Source organism: Glycomyces endophyticus, from assembly GCF_039531525.1.
GTDB lineage: Bacteria > Actinomycetota > Actinomycetes > Mycobacteriales > Micromonosporaceae > Glycomyces > Glycomyces endophyticus.
The window spans coordinates 227,818-242,672 of record NZ_BAAAQF010000005.1 but is presented as its reverse complement, the minus strand read 5'-3'; the positions used below and the strand labels follow the sequence as shown (position 1 = coordinate 242,672).

Sequence of the window (14,855 nt, the reverse complement as noted above, 5' to 3'; positions counted from 1 at the left end):
CGAGTTCGCCGGCGGGCCGGACGACCCCCCGTAGGGCCGTCCCTCCCCGGCACGCGCCGGCGGACTCCTGTCAGGAGGCGGAAGGCGCCCCGACCTTGACCGGCGCGACCACGGGCGGGTCGAGCACGGGTTCGGCGCTGTGGCTCTCGCGCCACCAGCGCATCAGATTGCGGATGTAGATGACTTGGAGTCCGATGACGAGCGGGGCGAGGCCCCAGACGTCCCAGACGACGATGAACGCGATCCAGGGAATGCCTCCGAGGACGCCGAGGAGCCAACCGAGGTTGTTCTTGTTGCCCGCGAGCCAGTAGGCCACGAGCTGGTTGGCGCTGAGAAGGATGGCTACGGCCTGACGGATGAAGTCGCCGTCGAAATTGAGTTCCACGACTAGACCTCCTGGGTCCAGGTGGGGCCGACGGCCGGAGCCGCGGCGGTGGAGGGCGCCGGGGTTCCGGCGAGGATCCGCACGGCGGGGCCGGCGGAGGTGATGGTGTAGGCCGGTCGTGAGACCGGCTCCGGGAGAATATTGGCGGGGACCATGATCGAATCCTATGAAGGATTTCGGAAAGTGAGTGTCGCATTACTCACTACGGGTGATGTCGGATCATGGACGAAAGGCGATTCGCTCAATTCGGGAACTGCTGCGTTTCAGTCGCACGGGAGTCCTTGGGCCTCAACCGTGTTGCGCAGTCCTCCAAAACGGGTTGTCGGAATGCACACGCAACTCGATCAGACTAGTCCCCTGCGCAGTGAAAAGCGAGACCGGTTCGGGTCCTATTTCGAGTCGCTCCGGAAGAGGCGTTCGACGAGGTCCTGCCAGGCGTCGGCGAGGCGCACACCCGCCTCTTCCGCATCCGTGCCGACGGCTCGGGCGGACGTCACGTACAGCAGCAGCGGGCCTTCGAGGGCGGCCGCGAGCTGCACGGCGAGGCTCTCGGGGTCGCGCACGCCGAGGCCGGACTGCGCCAGGAGCATCCGCAGGTGCACCAGGGTCATGTCGACCTCGACGGCCGGGCGCCCGAGGTCCCGCTCCATCGCGGCGCGCGCGACGTCGATGTTGTCGATGAGGAACGCGATGCGCACGCGGCCGTATGCGACGAGGCGCTCGGCCGGGCCGGCCCCGGGGCCCAGCGGCGGCGGACCCGCGAGCACGAGCTCCTGGAAGCGGCGGGCCTCCTCCTCGAGGAGCGCCTTGAAGATCCCGGCGCGGGTGCCGAAGCGGCGGAAGACGGTGCCCTTGCCGAGCCCGGCCCGCTCGGCGAGTGCGTCCATGGTCACACCGCCGGGTCCGCTCTCGGCCAGCATCTCGCGCGCGACCGCCAAGAGCCGCAGGCGGTTGCGCTTGGCGTCGGCGCGTTCGGCGCGCGGTCTGCCCAGGGGCACGACGGGTCGGTCCACGGGATCAATCTACCCGCCGGAAATATAAACGGGGTAGAGTCCGTTTAGAAGGCGAAGGGCCCGACGCCGTGCCCTTCCCATCCGACCGCCCCGCGGTCCACCCGCTTCAAGGAGCTTCCCGCATGAACCTGTTCCGCCTGGACGCCAGCATCCTGCCCGGCGCCTCCACCAGCGCCGAGATCGCCGACCTGGCCGAGGCCGAGTGGTCCGCCGCCCACCCCGGCGGCACCGTCGTCCGCCGCCACCTCGGCACCGACCCGCTGCCCGCCGACGCGTGGGCCCACGCCACCCTCGGCGCGTTCACGCCCGAGGACCAGCGCGGGGAGGCGCACACGGCCGCCCTCGGCCTCGCCGCCGAGCTCGCCGAGGAGCTCCAGTCCGCCGACGCGGCGATCCTGGCCGTCCCGCTCTACAACTACGGCGTCTCGCAGCACTTCAAGACCTGGGCCGACCTCGTCATCTCCGGCGCGGGCGCGAGCACCCCGGTCCTCAAGGGCACGCCCACCGTCCTCGTCACCTCGCTCGGCGGCGGCTACGGCCCCGGCGCGCCCCGCGAGGGCTGGGACCACTCCACGCCGTACCTGGAGCGCATCGTCGGCGACCTGTGGGGCGCGGACCTCACCGTCGTCAAGCGCGAACTCACCCTCGCCGCGACGACTCCGGGCATGGAGGCCCTGCGCGACCTCGCCGCCGAGCAGCACCGGGTGGCGCTCGACGCCGCCCGCGAGGCCGGCCGCGCGATCGCGGGGAACTGAACGCCCGCACCGACACCGCGAAAGGGCCCGGGGGAACTCCCCCGGGCCCTTGTCGTCGCGGCGTTCCGTGTCCACCTGCGCTGAACCGCTTCGGCGGACCTGACAGGGCGACGTTTCGAACAGGCGTGCTTGAATACTCCGGTGCTAGGACCCAAACTCGGATCGATGATCGGCGCCGTCGGCGGCCTCGTCTTCATCCTCGTGAACGCCGGCGGACTGCCCGGGCCGCTTCCGCTGATCGTGCGGATCGCCGGGGTGATCGCGTTCGCGCTCGTCCTGTGGACCGTGCTCCGCCGCCCGGGCGTCGGGGGCGAGCCCCCGTCGCGCTCGGCGATGCGGACCTACTGGATCTGCGTGGCGGCCGAGGTCGTGGCGATCCCGTTGGGCGCCTCGGTGATCAACAACGTCTTCGAGCAGCCGGACCTGACGGTCTGCTGGGTGGTCCTGGTCGTCGGCGCGCACTTCCTGCCGTTCGCCCGCGCCTTCGACGCGCCGGTGTTCACCTCGCTCGGATGGGTCCTCATCGGACTCGCCGTGGCCGGCGGGGCGCTGGCGCTCGCGACCGGCGCGGTCGCCGCCGCCGCGACGGCGGTGCTCGCCGGCGCGGCGCTGTTCCTGTTCTCCGCGTTCGGCGGCCGCGTCCGCGAGCCCGCCGCGGCGTAGAGCTCAGAGGGCCGGCAGGACCCTGGTGGTCACCAGCCCGATGTCCCTCATGAAGCGCTCCAGCGCGATCGCGGCGATGCCGTCCATGCCGCTGCGGTCGGAGAGCTCCACGGCGAGCCCGGCCGCGGCGTCGCCGGGCGCGTCCTCCAGGACCCGCCGCCGCACCAGCGCCAGCAGGTGCTCGCGGCGGAGCCACCCGGTCATCCCCGTCAGGGCGATGACCTCCGGGTTGAGCACGGCGACGAGGTCGGCCAGCGCCGCCCCGAGGTAGTCCGCGGTCCGCTCCAGCGCGGCGAGGGCGGCCGGGTCGCCGGCGTCCGCGGCGGCGGCCAGGGCCTCGATGAACGCGTGGTCGCCGGGCCCGGCGGCGAGCGGGTGCCCGGGGGCGGCCTCGGCGAGGGTCCGCTGGACGCCGGGGATGCCGACGTACGCCTCGACGCAGCCGCGGCGCCCGCACTGGCAGCGGCGGCCCTCGAAGGCGAGGAGGCTGTGGCCCCATTCGCCCGCGGTGCCGGTGGCGCCGCGCACGACCGCGCCGTCCTGGACGATGCCCGCGCCGACGCCCACGCCGAGGTTCGCGGTGACGAGGTCGGCGCTGCGGCGGCCGGCGCCGAGCCACAGCTCCGCGGTCGCGATGGCCTTGAGCGGGTTGTCGACGACGACGGGCAGGCCGAGGCGGTCGCGGAGGCGGTCGAGGTGGAGCCAGATCGCGTCGGGCGCGCCCGCCCGCGCTTTGACGGGGCGCTGCATGCCGCCGGGCAGGAGGACGCCGACGCCGAGGACGTCGCCGCGGTCCGCCTGCGCGCGTTCGAGGGCGGTGCCGAGGGTGGCGGCGATCCAGTCGATGACGCCGTCGGCGTCCGCGACGGGTTCTGCCGCGGTGGCCGCGACGGTCGCGAGGCGGCCGAGACCCGCGTCGAACACGGTCGCCTCCAGGTAGCGGTCCTCGACGTAGACGCCGACGACGCGGCCGCGGTCGGGGTTCGCGCGCAGTCCGGTGGTGGGCCGGCCGACGGCGCCGTTCAGGAGCCCGGTCTCGGCGATGATGCCGTACTTGAGGAGGTCGCCGACGACGGCGGAGACGGTGGCGGGGCTCAGGCCGGTGTCCTCGGCGAGCGCGTTGCGGGTGGACTCCCCCGCCGCGAGGAGGGCGCGCACGACGATGAGCCGCGACTCGCTGCGGAGGTCGCGGGAGGTACGCCGGGCGACGGCCATGGGCACTCCAATTCCTCGGTCGACGAGGAATCGTAGCGCGGGCGGCGGCGCCGCGGCCGCGAACGGCCGCGGGCCCGGCCCCCGGCGGGGGACCCCGATCGAGGGACTCCCCTTGCGGGCGTTTCACGGCGGCCCGGTACAAATAGGGGATCGGATCACCCGTCAGGTGGGGGGAAGCGAGCACCGCGATGCACGGTATCGGCGATTTCCGGGAGCTGTTCGGCGACGACCGCTACCGCACGCCCGTCAGGCCCACGTACGCCGCGCCGCGGCGCGGGCGCGACGAGGCCGAATCCGAAGCGCGCCTTGGCGACCCGGAGGTGCGTGCGCGCCGGATCGCGGCGGCCGCGGCGGCGGTGTGGAACCACGACGGCGTGCAGCTGGGCGGCGCGGACCACGCCCATCCGGTGGACCGGTCCTGGGCGATGGAGGCCACGGGGCCGGTGGTCGCGGACCTGCTCGCCGTGCTCGCGCGGCACGGGTGCGACGTCGACGACGAACGCATCCAGGACGCCGCGGGCGCGGTCGCGATCCTCGCGGCGCGCAGCTCGGACGGCTGAGGGGCGCTCAGCGCAAGAGGTGCTCGGCTGTCAGGCCTTCACCGCGCCGACTGCTCGGCTGTCCGGCCTTCACCGCGCTAGATGCGCGAGGGCGGCTTCGGCGGGCCGCCGCCAGGTCGGCTTCCCGCCGGTCCTGCCCGCTTCTCCGGCGATGCCGACGTCGCGCAGGCCGAGGGCCCTGCGCAGGGCCCAGCCGCGGGCGCGGCGGATCGTGGCGTCGTCGGCGCCGTAGTGCGTGAACAGCGCCTCGGGGTCGGGCAGGAGCAGCCACGCGGCGGACAGGTCGGCGGCGGGGTCGCCGGTGCACATGTCGCCGAAGTCGACCACGCCGGCGAGCGCGCCGTCCGCGGTGACGACGTTGGCGGCGTGGAGGTCGCCGTGGAGCCACAGGGGCGGGCCGTCCCAGGCGGGGGCGGCGAGCGCGTCGTCCCAGACCTCCTTCAGGGGCCCGGTGAGGCCCGCGAGGTCGGGAGCGAAGGCGGCGAGGGGGACGCCGCGGTCGGTGGGCCGCGCGGCCTCGGCGGGCGCGGGCCGGTGGAGGGCGGTGAGGAACGCCGCGAGGGTCTCGGCGGAGCCGGGCGACGCGACGGGGGCGAGGTCGGCGGGGGTGCCGTGGACCCAGGTGGTGACGAGCCAGGTCTTGGGGAACCGCTCGGTCGGCGCGCCGAGTCGGGCGGGGACGGGGACCGGCAGGGGCAGGCCCGGGGCGAGGCCGGGGAGCCAGCGGTGCTCGTACTCCAGGAGGGCCGGGGCGCGTTCGCTGCGCGGCAGGCGCAGGGCGAGGTCGCCGCCGAGGCGCCACATGCGGTTGTCCCAGCCGCCGTCGACGGGCCGCAGGTCGAGGCCGGCGAGGTCGGGGGGCAGGAGCGAGCGCACGAAGTCCTCGTCGATCGTCAAGTCGTCCAAGGCGTTCCCTTTCGTCGTTCCCGGGGAGCGTACCTGCGTAGGCTGGGGCCCATGGGTGAGCAGAGCGGGCCGTCGCGCACGGCCGGGACCGAGCATTCGACCGCGGGGGCGTACGTCACCGGGGAGGAGTTCACGCGGGACGCGAACTACATCGAGGACCGGATCGTGGCCGATCCGGCGGCGGTGCGGGCCGCGCGGCCCGAGCCGGCGTCGGCGATCGGCGACCCGCGGATCGCGGGCCTGCGGGAGGGCGCGGCGGCGTGGCCGGTCGAGCCGGGCCGGTACAGGCTGGTGGCGGCGCGGGCGTGCCCGTGGGCGCACCGGTCGATCATCGTGCGCCGGCTTCTGGGCCTGGAGGACGCGATCTCGCTGGCGACGCCGGGCCCGGTGCACGACGTGCGGTCGTGGACGTTCGACCTCGGCCCGGACGGGCGCGACGCGGTGCTGGGCACCGAGCGGCTCCAGGAGCACTACTTCAAGCGGTTCCCCGAGTACCCGCGCGGGATCACGGTCCCGGCGATCGTGGACGTGCCGTCGGGGCAGGTCGTCACCAACGACTACCCGCAGATCACGTTCGACCTCTCGACCCAGTGGCGGCCGTTCCACCGCGACGGCGCGCCGGACCTGGTGCCGGACGCGCTGGTCGAGGACATGCTGCCGGTGATCAAGAAGGTGTTCACCGAGGTCAACAACGGGGTCTACCGGGCGGGGTTCGCCGGTTCGCAGCGCGCGTACGAGAAGGCGTACGGGCGGCTGTTCGAGGCGCTCGACTGGCTGGAGGAGCGGCTCGCGGGCAGCCGGTACCTGATGGGACCGCACGTCACGGAGGCCGACGTGCGGCTGTTCACCACGCTGGTGCGCTTCGACCCGGTCTACCACGGCCACTTCAAGTGCAACCGCGGCAAGCTGACCGAGCTCCCGAACCTGTGGGGGTACGCGCGGGACCTGTTCCAGACCCCGGGGTTCGGCGACACCGTCGACTTCGACCAGATCAAGCGGCACTACTACGTGGTGCACGAGGACGTGAACCCGACGCAGATCGTCCCGGCCGGGCCCGACCTCGCGAACTGGCTGACCGAGCACGACCGGGAGCGCCTCGGCGGCTCGCCGTTCGGCGACGGCACCGCGCCGGGCCCGGTGGCGGCCGACGAGCGGCCGCCCGGGGCGAACCCGCTCTACAGCGCCGAGAGGTAGGACTCCAGCTCGGCGGCGTACCTCGCGGGGTCCTCGTTCCAGGTCGCGGTGTGGCCGGACGCGGACTCCACGAGGGTCGCGCGGTCGCCGAGGAGCTCGGCGAAGTCGAGGGTCGCGTGGTGGTCGACCGTGGCGTCGGCGGTGTCGACGAACAGCAGCACGGGCATGGCGAACTCGTCGGCGAAGTTCCGCTGGTCGAGGTCGTGGAGGCTGATGTCGGCGCGCGGCTCCACGATGCGCTTGGCGGCCCAGGTGATCGGCGCGATGACGTTCCGGTTGTCGGCCTGGAGGTCGAGGGTGGAGTTCCAGTCGAGGCACGGGGAGTCGAAGACGAGCCCGCGGATCACGGACGGGTCCTCGATCTTGCGGGCGGCCATGGCGATGGTGGAGCCGCCCATGGAGATGCCGTGGAGGATCACGTCGGTCGCGCCGTTGTCGAGGGCGAACTCGATCGCGTCGACGACGTCGTCGGCCTCGTACTCGCCGAGGCTCATGAGGCCGTTGTCGGCGGCGGGGGCGCCTTCGTCGTTGCGGTAGGTCACGGCGAGGACCGGGTAGCCGAGGGCGTGGTAGATCTCGGCGGACCGGAGGGTCTCCTCGCGGGAGGCGTTGCGGCCGTGGACGCCGATGACCCAGGTGGTCCGCTCGGCGGGCATGAGCCAGGCCGGGGCGTCGCCGAGGCCGGTCGGGATCTGGACCTCTTCGAAGTCGATGCCGAGCGCGGCCGGGGTGCCGCGGTAGGCGTAGGTGTCGATGCGGACCATCTCGCCCGCGGCGAGGTCGCCGGCGAGCTCGCCTTCGAGCGCGCGGGTCACGGAGTCCTCGTCCTGGTCGACGACGTCGCCGACGAGCGTCTGCCCGTCCTCCCACGCGAGGCCCCACGTGCCGGGCTTCTCGGTGTCCTCGTCGCGCGGGAGCGTCACCGTCCCGTCCCCGACGGCCTCGACCGCGAACGGGTACTCCGGGCTCGAGTGGTCGGGCTTGAGGAGCTCGTTCGAGAAGTACCAGCCGGCGCCGGCGAGCCCGGCGAGGGCCAGCACCAGGAGCACGGCGACGCTGACGATCGCCGCACGCAGCCACTTGCGGCGCTTGCGGACGGGTGCTTCGGTTTCGGCGGTGGCGGTCACGTGGCTTCCCCGGGGGTCGTAGGGCGGTGGTCGCTCGATCCTAATGCCGCCTCGCGCGGCGCCGCCTCCGGCGACCGGCGGTAGAGGAGGTGCTGCTCGGCGACCCCGTGGACGACCAGGCCGGTGAGCGCGAGGGCGGTGACGACCGCGGCGCCGGGGATGGTGAGGACGGGGGCGAGGAGCGCGGCGGCGACGGCGACCGCGGCGGCGATGACCTTCGCGGCGACGTGCCCGGCGGGGATGCCGTGCTCGCTGACCGCCTCGATCATGAGCGTGGTGAGCAGGATGACGGCGACGGCGACGGCGGGGACGAGCGCGACGGTGCGGTCGCCGAGGTGGACGTGGCCGGGGTCGGTGATGCGCTCGACCGCCAGCGCGGTGCCCGCGCCGAGCGCGGCGACGGCCGCGAACACGAAGTAGTGGGCGTACGCCCAGACGTAGACCGTGACCGGGCCGCGGTCGAACGCGTGGCCGCCCGCGAAGTCGAAGTAGATCCACCACAGGGCGAAGACGATGACGAGTCCGGCGCCGGCGAGGGTGAGCAGCGGCGCGGTGTCGAAGTCGAGGCCGGAGTCGACGGCGCCGGAGACGGCGATCGTGGCCGCGGCGACGGCCTCGCCGAGGACGATGATCGTGAAGAGGCCGTAGCGCTCCTTGATGTGCCCCCAGTGGCCGCCGAGGCGCGGGTTCCAGCGCGCGAAGGCGGGGACGGCGAGGTCGAGGAGGAACCACCCGAGCCACGCCTCGACGCGCCATTCCATGGGCACCAGGAGGAACGCGACCCAGCCGAGCTGGACGACGGTGGTGAGCACGATGATGCGGGCGGCGAGGCCGCGCATGGCGGGGTCGCCGGTGCGGTAGACGCGGGCCCACTGGGCGACGTACGCCAGCCGCATGACCACATAGGAGACGACGAAGATGCGGAAGTCGAGGTGCGCGGCTTGCGGGACGCCCGCGGCGAGGCCGAGCGAGCCGGCGATCATGACCATCATGAGGAGCCGGTAGGGCACGTCGTCGGTGTCGAAGAAGTTCGCGAACCAGGTGAAGGAGACCCAGATCCACCAGATGGCGGCGAACACGAAGAGGTAGCCGAGGAGGCCCTCGCCGAGGTGCCCGTCTGCGGCGGCGTGCTCGAACTGGGTGGCGGCCTGGGCGACGGCGACGACGAACGCGAGGTCGAAGAACAGCTCCAGCCAGGTGGCCTGCCGGTGGCCTTCAGTGTGGTCGCGGGTCGCGATCGGCACCCGCCAGCGCTTCGCCTCCACCATGGGGCACGGTCCTTTCCGGTCGCCTTCGAGGTCAGCGCACAGTATCCCGCCGCATCGGGCCCGCCACAAGCGGTCCGGCGGGGGCGGCCCGCCGGGTCCGCACCGCGAAGCGGGCTGCCGGGGCCCGGGGCGTGGGACGATGGAAGCGGCCCTCCCCTTCGGCCCGAAGGACTCCGCATGCCCGGTCCCGAGATCGAACGAGTCACCGACCGCCCCCACTGGCGCGACGCGGTGCGCACGGCCGCGGGCGCCTCGATCGCGGTCGGCGCGGGCGTCGCCGCGGCGGCGGGGACGAGCGTCGGGTGGCCGCTGGCGGTGGTGGTCATGGCGGCGGCGCTGGGCTGGCCCGCGGCCCGCTGGAGGAACCTGTCGCGGCGGCCGGTGGTCGCCGAGTTCGACCGGCGGGGCGTGCGGCTCTTCCCCGAGACCGCGGACGAGCGGCCGTCCGCCGGGCGGTCGCCGGTCGACCCGCCGCGGGGGTTGGACCGCCGGGAGGCGCGGCGCAACCTCGGCGCGGCGGAGGAGAAGCACGTGCGGGCGGTGCGCCCGCTGGTGGACCTGCCGTGGTCGGAGGTGCGGGCGATCGCCTTCTGGCGCCGGCGGCGCGGCCTGTTCCCGGTGACGATGGTCGGGGTCGAGCCGGTGCGCGGCGACCCGCCGCAGGGCAGGGCCGCCTACACCCGCGTCTTCGGCGAGCACGTCACCGATGCGGAGGTCCGGAAGTACCAGGAGGACCTCGAGCGTGCCGCCCGGTGGGGCGTCCCGGCGCACGTGTCGACGGCCCTCGCCCGCCGCTCGGTGCCGTTCGGCGGTTCGGGCCGCGGCCTGATCGCGACGGCCGCGAAGCGGTTCTCGATGCGCGCCAACGTGGTCGACGCGCGGCGTGCGCCGTCGAAGCGGCCGCGGAAGGTCTACTGAGGCTTGAGTTCGAGCACCCAGTCCTGGCCGGTGAGGTCGTGGCCGAAGCCGTGGAAGGGCGTCTCCTTCACGAGGGCGAACCCGTTGGCCTCGTAGACGTGCCGGGCGGCGCCGAGGAGGCTCGCGGTCCACAGGACGACGCGCTCGTACCCGGCGGCGCGGGCGAAGTCGAGGCAGTGGCCGACGAGGCGCGCGCCGAGTCCGAGGCCGCGGGCGGCGGGGCTGACGAAGAGGATGCGCAGGCGCGCGGTGCCGGGTTCGCCGTCGGCGACGAGGGCGACGCTGCCGACGCGCTCGCCGCCGGCCTCGGCGATCCAGGCGGCCTCGCGGCCGGGGTCGTGCCCGGCGGCGAAGTCGGCGACGATGCGCGCGACCAGGGCCTCGTACTCGGTGCTCCAGCCGTGCTCGGCGGCGTAGGACTCGCCTTGGGCCATGACGATCCAGCCGAGGTCGCCGGGCCGGTCGGCGAGGCGGATGCCGAGGTGCGCCATGGGGGTCCTCCGTGCTCGAAACTCACTGAAACGAGTGTTTCAGTGCCCTTATGCTAGACCCGTGACCCAGGACAGCGCCAGCCCCCGCCGGACCGAACTGCTCGAGGCCGCCTACCGGTACGTGCTGGAGCACGGCCTCGCCGACCTCTCGCTGCGCCCGCTGGCGGCGGCGATCGGCTCCAGCCCGCGGGTGCTGCTGTTCCTGTTCGGCAGCAAGGACGGCCTCATCCGGGAGCTGCTGGCCCGCGCCCGCGCCGACGAGCTGGCGCTCCTGGGCCGCCTGGAGGGGCGCACGGGGCTCGCGGCCGCGGCAGAGCGGCTGTGGGCGTGGGCCGCCGCGCCCGAGCACCGGCCGCTGCTGCGGCTGTGGGTGGAGGCGTACGGGCGCTCGCTCGTGGAGCCCGGCGGGTCCTGGGCCGGGTTCGCGAAGGCCACGGTGGACGACTGGCTCGGCGTCCTCGCCGCCTGCGAGCCCGAGGGGGCCGACCCGGCCCGCCGCACGCTGGTGCTGGCCGTCCTGCGCGGCGCGATCCTCGACCTCCTCGCCACCGACGACGCCGAGCGGACCGGCGCGGCGCTGCGGCTGCATCTGGCGGCGCTCGATTGATGTGAGATACACGAGTATTCCTATAGCTTTAGTTGACATTGCCGAGAGGTGGCGTTACGGTTCGGGTTGTGCCACAGTGCACATCCCCCCAAACACACGCGAAAGGCACTGCGATGCCCGAGACGGAGGCGCCGACCCGCGGCGCCGTGATGAAGTCCCTCGCCGCGGTCGCGGCCGCCCTCACCCTGGCGGTCGCGGGATGCGGCGGCGGCGAAGACGCCGACCCGACCGGGGTCGGGTTCGAGGACTGCGCCGAGGAGCCGACCACCTGCAACTCCGGCGAGCGCGCCGAAGGCGGCGACCTGGTGTGGGCCGTGGACGGCAAGTGGGAGGCGTGGGGCCAGGCCGACATCTACGGCTCCAGCCTCGCCACGTCCGTCGTCAACCAGCCCCTGCGCCCGACGGTGTTCAGCTTCGACCAGAACGGCGAGATCCACTACAACGACGGGATCTACGCCGGCGCGCCCGAGCTGCTGGCCGAGGCCCCGCTGACCGTGGCCTACCACCTCAAGGAGGAGGCGACCTGGGGCGACGGCACGCCCATCGGCGTCGACGACTTCGTATGGCACCAGCGGGCCACCTCCGGCGACGAGGCGCAGTGCGCCCAGTGCACCCCCGCCAGCTCCTACGGCGCGAACGTGGCGTCCATCGAGGCGGTCGAGGGGAACACGGTGGTCGTGACCTATGTGGACGGCTATCTCGACGCGGAGTGGTACGCCGCGGGCGTCATCACGCATCCCGCGCACATCGCCGAGGCCCGCGGCCACGCCGACTGGCGCACCGACCCGGCCGTCATGGCCGCCTCGGTCGCCGACTTCTCCGAGCACCCGCCCCTGGACTACAGCGCCGGGCCGTTCAAGATGGTCGAGGGCGTGCTCGGCGAGTACGCGAAGTACGTGCCGAACCCCGAGTGGACCGGCTCGCAGCAGAGCACCCTCGACTCCCTGACGCTCAAGTACATCAACGGGGCCGAGGCCATGGCGACCGAGCTGCGGCAGGGCACCATCGACGGGGCCGCGCCCTCCAGCTTCGACCCCGAGATCCTCGACCAGCTCGCGTCCGAGGAGGGCCTGAAGTACACCGTCGCGCCGCAGTCCGGCTGGGCCCACGTCGACGCGAACCTGAACAACCCGTTCCTGTCCGACCGGGCGCTCCGCGAAGCCGTCTTCACCGCGATCGACGCCGGCGACGTGAACGAGCGGGCCTTCGGCACGGCCTACGAGGACGTCGAGACGATGCAGAACGTGCTGTTCCGGCCCGACTCGCCGTACTGGACCGACCAGGTCGCCGACGGCGGGCTCGGCTCCGGCGACGTCGAGGCGGCCCGCGCGATCCTCGAGGGCGCCGGGTACACCTGGCAGGACGGGCAGCTGCTGACCCCGGCCGGAGAGCAGGTGGTCCTGCGGTACCGCACCGGCATCGAGGGCAACGCGTTCACGCCGATCATCCAGGACCTCGTCATCACCTACCTGGCCGAGCTCGGCATCGAGCTGACCGTGGACCCGATCCCGGCCGGCGAGCTCAGCTCGGTCCTCGACGAGGGCGACTGGGACCTCATCCAGTTCTCCTGGATCGAGACCCCGCTGTTCGCCTCCTCCGCGGCCGACTACTGGGGCGAGGGCAACCACACCGGGTTCCAGAACGACGAGGTCGACGCGATCGTCGCCGAGCTCGCGACCACCCTGGACCGCGACCGCGCCGCCGAGCTGAACAATCAGGCCGCGCAGATCTCGCTCGACGAGGCCGTGCAGCTCCCGCTCGCGTGGACCCCGGCGCTGGTCATGGTGGACGAGGACGTGGTCAACGTCCGCGACAACTGGGCGACCACGATGCGGGTCTTCTCGAACGTCGGCGAATGGGGCTTTCTCGAAGAGAGCGCTTAGAAAATGACAGCGACGGCCGGGTGCGACGAATCGTCACCCGGCCGTCACTCGTTCAAGAGTATGCGTTCCCCCTGTTCATGAAGGGGATCAAACCGTCTCTTGGGGATTGGATAACCCGTTTCAAAATGCATTGAATAAATCCACGGTAATCGATATGTTATCAGTACCGGCCATCGAGGTCGCCCGGACGGCAGCGTCGCCCCCGGGGCCGACCGGCCGCATCGCAGTGCCCGCTGAGACCGACTCGAAAGACAGTCGAAAGGTGGGCGATGATGCCTGCGAACTCAGCAATGCACACCCGCGCGCGCCGGCAGGCACGAGCGCGCGCCCAACTCAGCAGAAGGCTCTTCCTGGCCGGCGTCGGCGCCACCGCCGCGGCCGCCGCCGGGATCGGGGCGATCGGCCTCGCCGACGCGCAGCCCCGGCCGACCCCCGCGAACCGGTTCGGTCGCATGTTCCCGAACCTGCCGCCGTACGTCCCCGCCGACGAGCGCTGCCGGCAGGCCATGCTCGCCATCGGCGCCGTCGGCGGCATCATGGACGCCGACGACGACCTCGCCGCCGGACCGGTCCAGCTCATCCTGGACCCCGCGCTCAGCGCCGGCAACCCCGACAACCCCGACCACACCGCGGGGATCACGTTCCTCGGCCAGTTCCTCGACCACGACATGACGTTCGACCAGACCTCCCCGCTCGGCACCCCGACGCGCCCCGAGGACTCGCCGAACGACCGCACCCCCGCCCTCGACCTCGACACGGTCTACGGCGGCGGCCCCGGCGTCGACCCCGAACTGTACGAATCGGACCGGCGCCACCTGCGCGTCGAGTCCGGCGGCCTGTTCGAGGACGTCCCCCGGCAGGGCGGCGGCACCGCGATCATCGGCGACCCCCGCAACGACGAGAACGCCATCCTCTCCGGACTCCACGCGGCGTTCCTCCTCTTCCACAACCGCGTGGTCGACCGCCTCGTGGGCACCGGGTACGGCGGCGACGTCTTCACCGAGGCCCGCCGCCTCGTCACCTGGCACTACCAGTGGATCATCGTCCACACCTTCCTCCCCCTGGTCTGCGGCCAGGACGTCGTCGACGACGTCCTCGACAACGGCCGCGACCACTACCGGCCCGAACCGGGCCCGGCCTTCATGCCGATCGAGTTCCAGATCGCGTACCGCATGGGGCACAGCATGATCCGGCCCTCCTACCGGCTCAACCTGCAAGGCGACGACGGCGGACCGTTCTTCGGGTTCATCTTCGACCCCGCCGCCGCGTTCGAGGACGACCCCAGCGACCTGCGCGGCGGCGTCCGCAAGCCCCGCCGCTTCGTCGGCTGGCAGACGTTCTTCGACTTCGGCGACGGCCAGGTCCGCCCCAACAAGCGCCTCGACACCGTCATCTCCACCCCCCTGTTCCGGCTCCCCCTGGGCGCCATCACCGGCGGTCAGCCCCCGATCTCGCTCGCGCAGCGCAACCTGCTGCGCCACATGACCTGGAGCGTCCCCGCCGGGCAGCGCATCGCCCAGAACATGGGCCACCAGATGCTCATGCTCCAGGACGACATGGCCCCCTACGGGATCGCGCTCGAGAACCAGACCCCGCTGTGGTTCTACGTGCTCGCCGAGGCCGAGCAGCTCGCCGACGGGCGCCGCCTCGGCCCCACCGGCGCCCGGCTCGTCGCCGAGGTCTTCCTCGGCCTGCTGGAACTCGACCCCAGCTCCTACCTGGCCGCCGCACCCACCTGGCGGCCCACGCTCCCGTCCACCACCACCGGCGACTTCCGCATGCAGGACCTGCTGCGCTTCGCCGGCGTCGACCCCGCCGCCCGCGGGCAGTAGACCCCCGAATCGCCTGGCGCGGCCGAACCGGGCGCGCC

At 73.1% G+C, this 14,855-nt stretch carries 16 protein-coding genes; 8 read left to right on the top strand and 8 right to left on the bottom strand.

All coding sequences use genetic code 11. The features are described 5' to 3' along the window. Positions 1-70 precede the first annotated feature (70 nt). The 3 genes from ABD419_RS07800 to ABD419_RS07790 form a co-directional block, all read right to left on the bottom strand. Positions 71-385 carry a hypothetical protein gene (locus tag ABD419_RS07800; RefSeq protein WP_344484095.1) on the bottom strand — a complete coding sequence of 105 codons (315 nt, stop codon included), beginning with the start codon at positions 383-385 and terminating at the stop codon, positions 71-73. Between the two features lie 2 nt (positions 386-387). Continuing rightward, entirely contained in the window at positions 388-540 is a 153-nt protein-coding gene (locus ABD419_RS07795; RefSeq protein WP_344484093.1) for a hypothetical protein, read from the bottom strand. A 234-nt stretch (positions 541-774) separates the two neighbouring features. Further along, the gene (locus tag ABD419_RS07790; RefSeq protein ID WP_344484091.1) at positions 775-1,398 is read right to left on the bottom strand and encodes a TetR/AcrR family transcriptional regulator; all 624 of its coding nucleotides are present in this window, start codon (positions 1,396-1,398) and stop codon (positions 775-777) included. Positions 1,399-1,520: 122 nt separating this feature from the next. Between ABD419_RS07790 and ABD419_RS07785 the strand changes: the two genes are divergently transcribed. Together ABD419_RS07785 and ABD419_RS07780 are read left to right on the top strand one after the other, a co-directional pair. Continuing rightward, the gene (locus ABD419_RS07785; protein ID WP_344484089.1) at positions 1,521-2,153 is read left to right on the top strand and encodes an FMN-dependent NADH-azoreductase; all 633 of its coding nucleotides are present in this window, start codon (positions 1,521-1,523) and stop codon (positions 2,151-2,153) included. Between the two features lie 141 nt (positions 2,154-2,294). Then, the gene (locus ABD419_RS07780; protein ID WP_344484087.1) at positions 2,295-2,816 is read left to right on the top strand and encodes a hypothetical protein; all 522 of its coding nucleotides are present in this window, start codon (positions 2,295-2,297) and stop codon (positions 2,814-2,816) included. A gap of 3 nt (positions 2,817-2,819) precedes the next feature. On the opposite strand, the gene ABD419_RS07775 is transcribed toward ABD419_RS07780, so the two are convergent. Beyond that, positions 2,820-4,031 (bottom strand): ROK family transcriptional regulator, encoded by a 1,212-nt coding sequence (locus tag ABD419_RS07775; protein WP_344484085.1) that lies wholly within the window; start codon positions 4,029-4,031, stop codon positions 2,820-2,822. Positions 4,032-4,219: 188 nt separating this feature from the next. Between ABD419_RS07775 and ABD419_RS07770 the strand changes: the two genes are divergently transcribed. Then, on the top strand, positions 4,220-4,591 hold the full coding sequence (locus ABD419_RS07770; RefSeq protein WP_344484082.1) for a hypothetical protein: 372 nt from the start codon (positions 4,220-4,222) through the stop codon (positions 4,589-4,591). A gap of 69 nt (positions 4,592-4,660) precedes the next feature. On the opposite strand, the gene ABD419_RS07765 is transcribed toward ABD419_RS07770, so the two are convergent. Further along, on the bottom strand, positions 4,661-5,497 hold the full coding sequence (locus tag ABD419_RS07765) for an aminoglycoside phosphotransferase family protein (protein ID WP_425555969.1): 837 nt from the start codon (positions 5,495-5,497) through the stop codon (positions 4,661-4,663). Between the two features lie 51 nt (positions 5,498-5,548). Here ABD419_RS07765 and ABD419_RS07760 point away from each other — a divergent pair, with 51 nt between their 5' ends. Further along, the gene (locus ABD419_RS07760; protein ID WP_344484079.1) at positions 5,549-6,691 is read left to right on the top strand and encodes a glutathione S-transferase family protein; all 1,143 of its coding nucleotides are present in this window, start codon (positions 5,549-5,551) and stop codon (positions 6,689-6,691) included. Here ABD419_RS07760 and ABD419_RS07755 read toward each other — a convergent pair. After that, a complete protein-coding gene (locus tag ABD419_RS07755; protein ID WP_344484076.1) occupies positions 6,673-7,818 on the bottom strand; it encodes an alpha/beta hydrolase in 1,146 nt (381 codons plus the stop codon). The genes ABD419_RS07760 and ABD419_RS07755 overlap by 19 nt on opposite strands. Then, a complete protein-coding gene (locus ABD419_RS07750; RefSeq protein ID WP_344484073.1) occupies positions 7,815-9,086 on the bottom strand; it encodes a low temperature requirement protein A in 1,272 nt (423 codons plus the stop codon). The genes ABD419_RS07755 and ABD419_RS07750 overlap by 4 nt, the downstream gene beginning before the upstream one ends. A 177-nt stretch (positions 9,087-9,263) precedes the next feature. Here ABD419_RS07750 and ABD419_RS07745 point away from each other — a divergent pair, with 177 nt between their 5' ends. Next, entirely contained in the window at positions 9,264-10,004 is a 741-nt protein-coding gene (locus ABD419_RS07745; RefSeq protein WP_344484070.1) for a hypothetical protein, read from the top strand. Here ABD419_RS07745 and ABD419_RS07740 read toward each other — a convergent pair. Next, positions 9,998-10,495, bottom strand: coding sequence for a GNAT family N-acetyltransferase (locus ABD419_RS07740; protein WP_344484067.1), 498 nt, complete (start codon positions 10,493-10,495; stop codon positions 9,998-10,000). The two genes, ABD419_RS07745 and ABD419_RS07740, sit on opposite strands and share 7 nt — an antisense overlap. 61 nt (positions 10,496-10,556) lie before the next feature. Here ABD419_RS07740 and ABD419_RS07735 point away from each other — a divergent pair, with 61 nt between their 5' ends. The 3 genes from ABD419_RS07735 to ABD419_RS07725 all read left to right on the top strand — a co-directional run bounded on the left by ABD419_RS07735 (position 10,557) and on the right by ABD419_RS07725 (position 14,817). Further along, the gene (locus tag ABD419_RS07735) at positions 10,557-11,102 is read left to right on the top strand and encodes a TetR/AcrR family transcriptional regulator (protein WP_344484065.1); all 546 of its coding nucleotides are present in this window, start codon (positions 10,557-10,559) and stop codon (positions 11,100-11,102) included. Between the two features lie 113 nt (positions 11,103-11,215). Next, entirely contained in the window at positions 11,216-12,985 is a 1,770-nt protein-coding gene (locus ABD419_RS07730; RefSeq protein WP_344484062.1) for an ABC transporter substrate-binding protein, read from the top strand. 290 nt (positions 12,986-13,275) lie between these two features. Beyond that, positions 13,276-14,817: a peroxidase family protein gene (locus ABD419_RS07725; RefSeq protein WP_344484059.1), complete on the top strand. Its 1,542-nt coding sequence runs from the start codon at positions 13,276-13,278 to the stop codon at positions 14,815-14,817. Positions 14,818-14,855: the final 38 nt, after the last annotated feature.

Excerpts from the sequence above, each read along its gene's own strand:
- ABD419_RS07795 (WP_344484093.1), bottom strand. The coding sequence starts at position 540 with ATGGTCCCCGCCAATATTCTCCCGGAGCCGGTCTCACGACCGGCCTAC.
- ABD419_RS07785 (WP_344484089.1), top strand. The coding sequence starts at position 1,521 with ATGAACCTGTTCCGCCTGGACGCCAGCATCCTGCCCGGCGCCTCCACC.
- ABD419_RS07775 (WP_344484085.1), bottom strand. The coding sequence starts at position 4,031 with ATGGCCGTCGCCCGGCGTACCTCCCGCGACCTCCGCAGCGAGTCGCGG.
- ABD419_RS07770 (WP_344484082.1), top strand. The coding sequence starts at position 4,220 with ATGCACGGTATCGGCGATTTCCGGGAGCTGTTCGGCGACGACCGCTAC.
- ABD419_RS07760 (WP_344484079.1), top strand. The coding sequence starts at position 5,549 with ATGGGTGAGCAGAGCGGGCCGTCGCGCACGGCCGGGACCGAGCATTCG.
- ABD419_RS07750 (WP_344484073.1), bottom strand. The coding sequence starts at position 9,086 with ATGGTGGAGGCGAAGCGCTGGCGGGTGCCGATCGCGACCCGCGACCAC.
- ABD419_RS07745 (WP_344484070.1), top strand. The coding sequence starts at position 9,264 with ATGCCCGGTCCCGAGATCGAACGAGTCACCGACCGCCCCCACTGGCGC.
- ABD419_RS07740 (WP_344484067.1), bottom strand. The coding sequence starts at position 10,495 with ATGGCGCACCTCGGCATCCGCCTCGCCGACCGGCCCGGCGACCTCGGC.
- ABD419_RS07730 (WP_344484062.1), top strand. The coding sequence starts at position 11,216 with ATGCCCGAGACGGAGGCGCCGACCCGCGGCGCCGTGATGAAGTCCCTC.
- ABD419_RS07725 (WP_344484059.1), top strand. The coding sequence starts at position 13,276 with ATGCACACCCGCGCGCGCCGGCAGGCACGAGCGCGCGCCCAACTCAGC.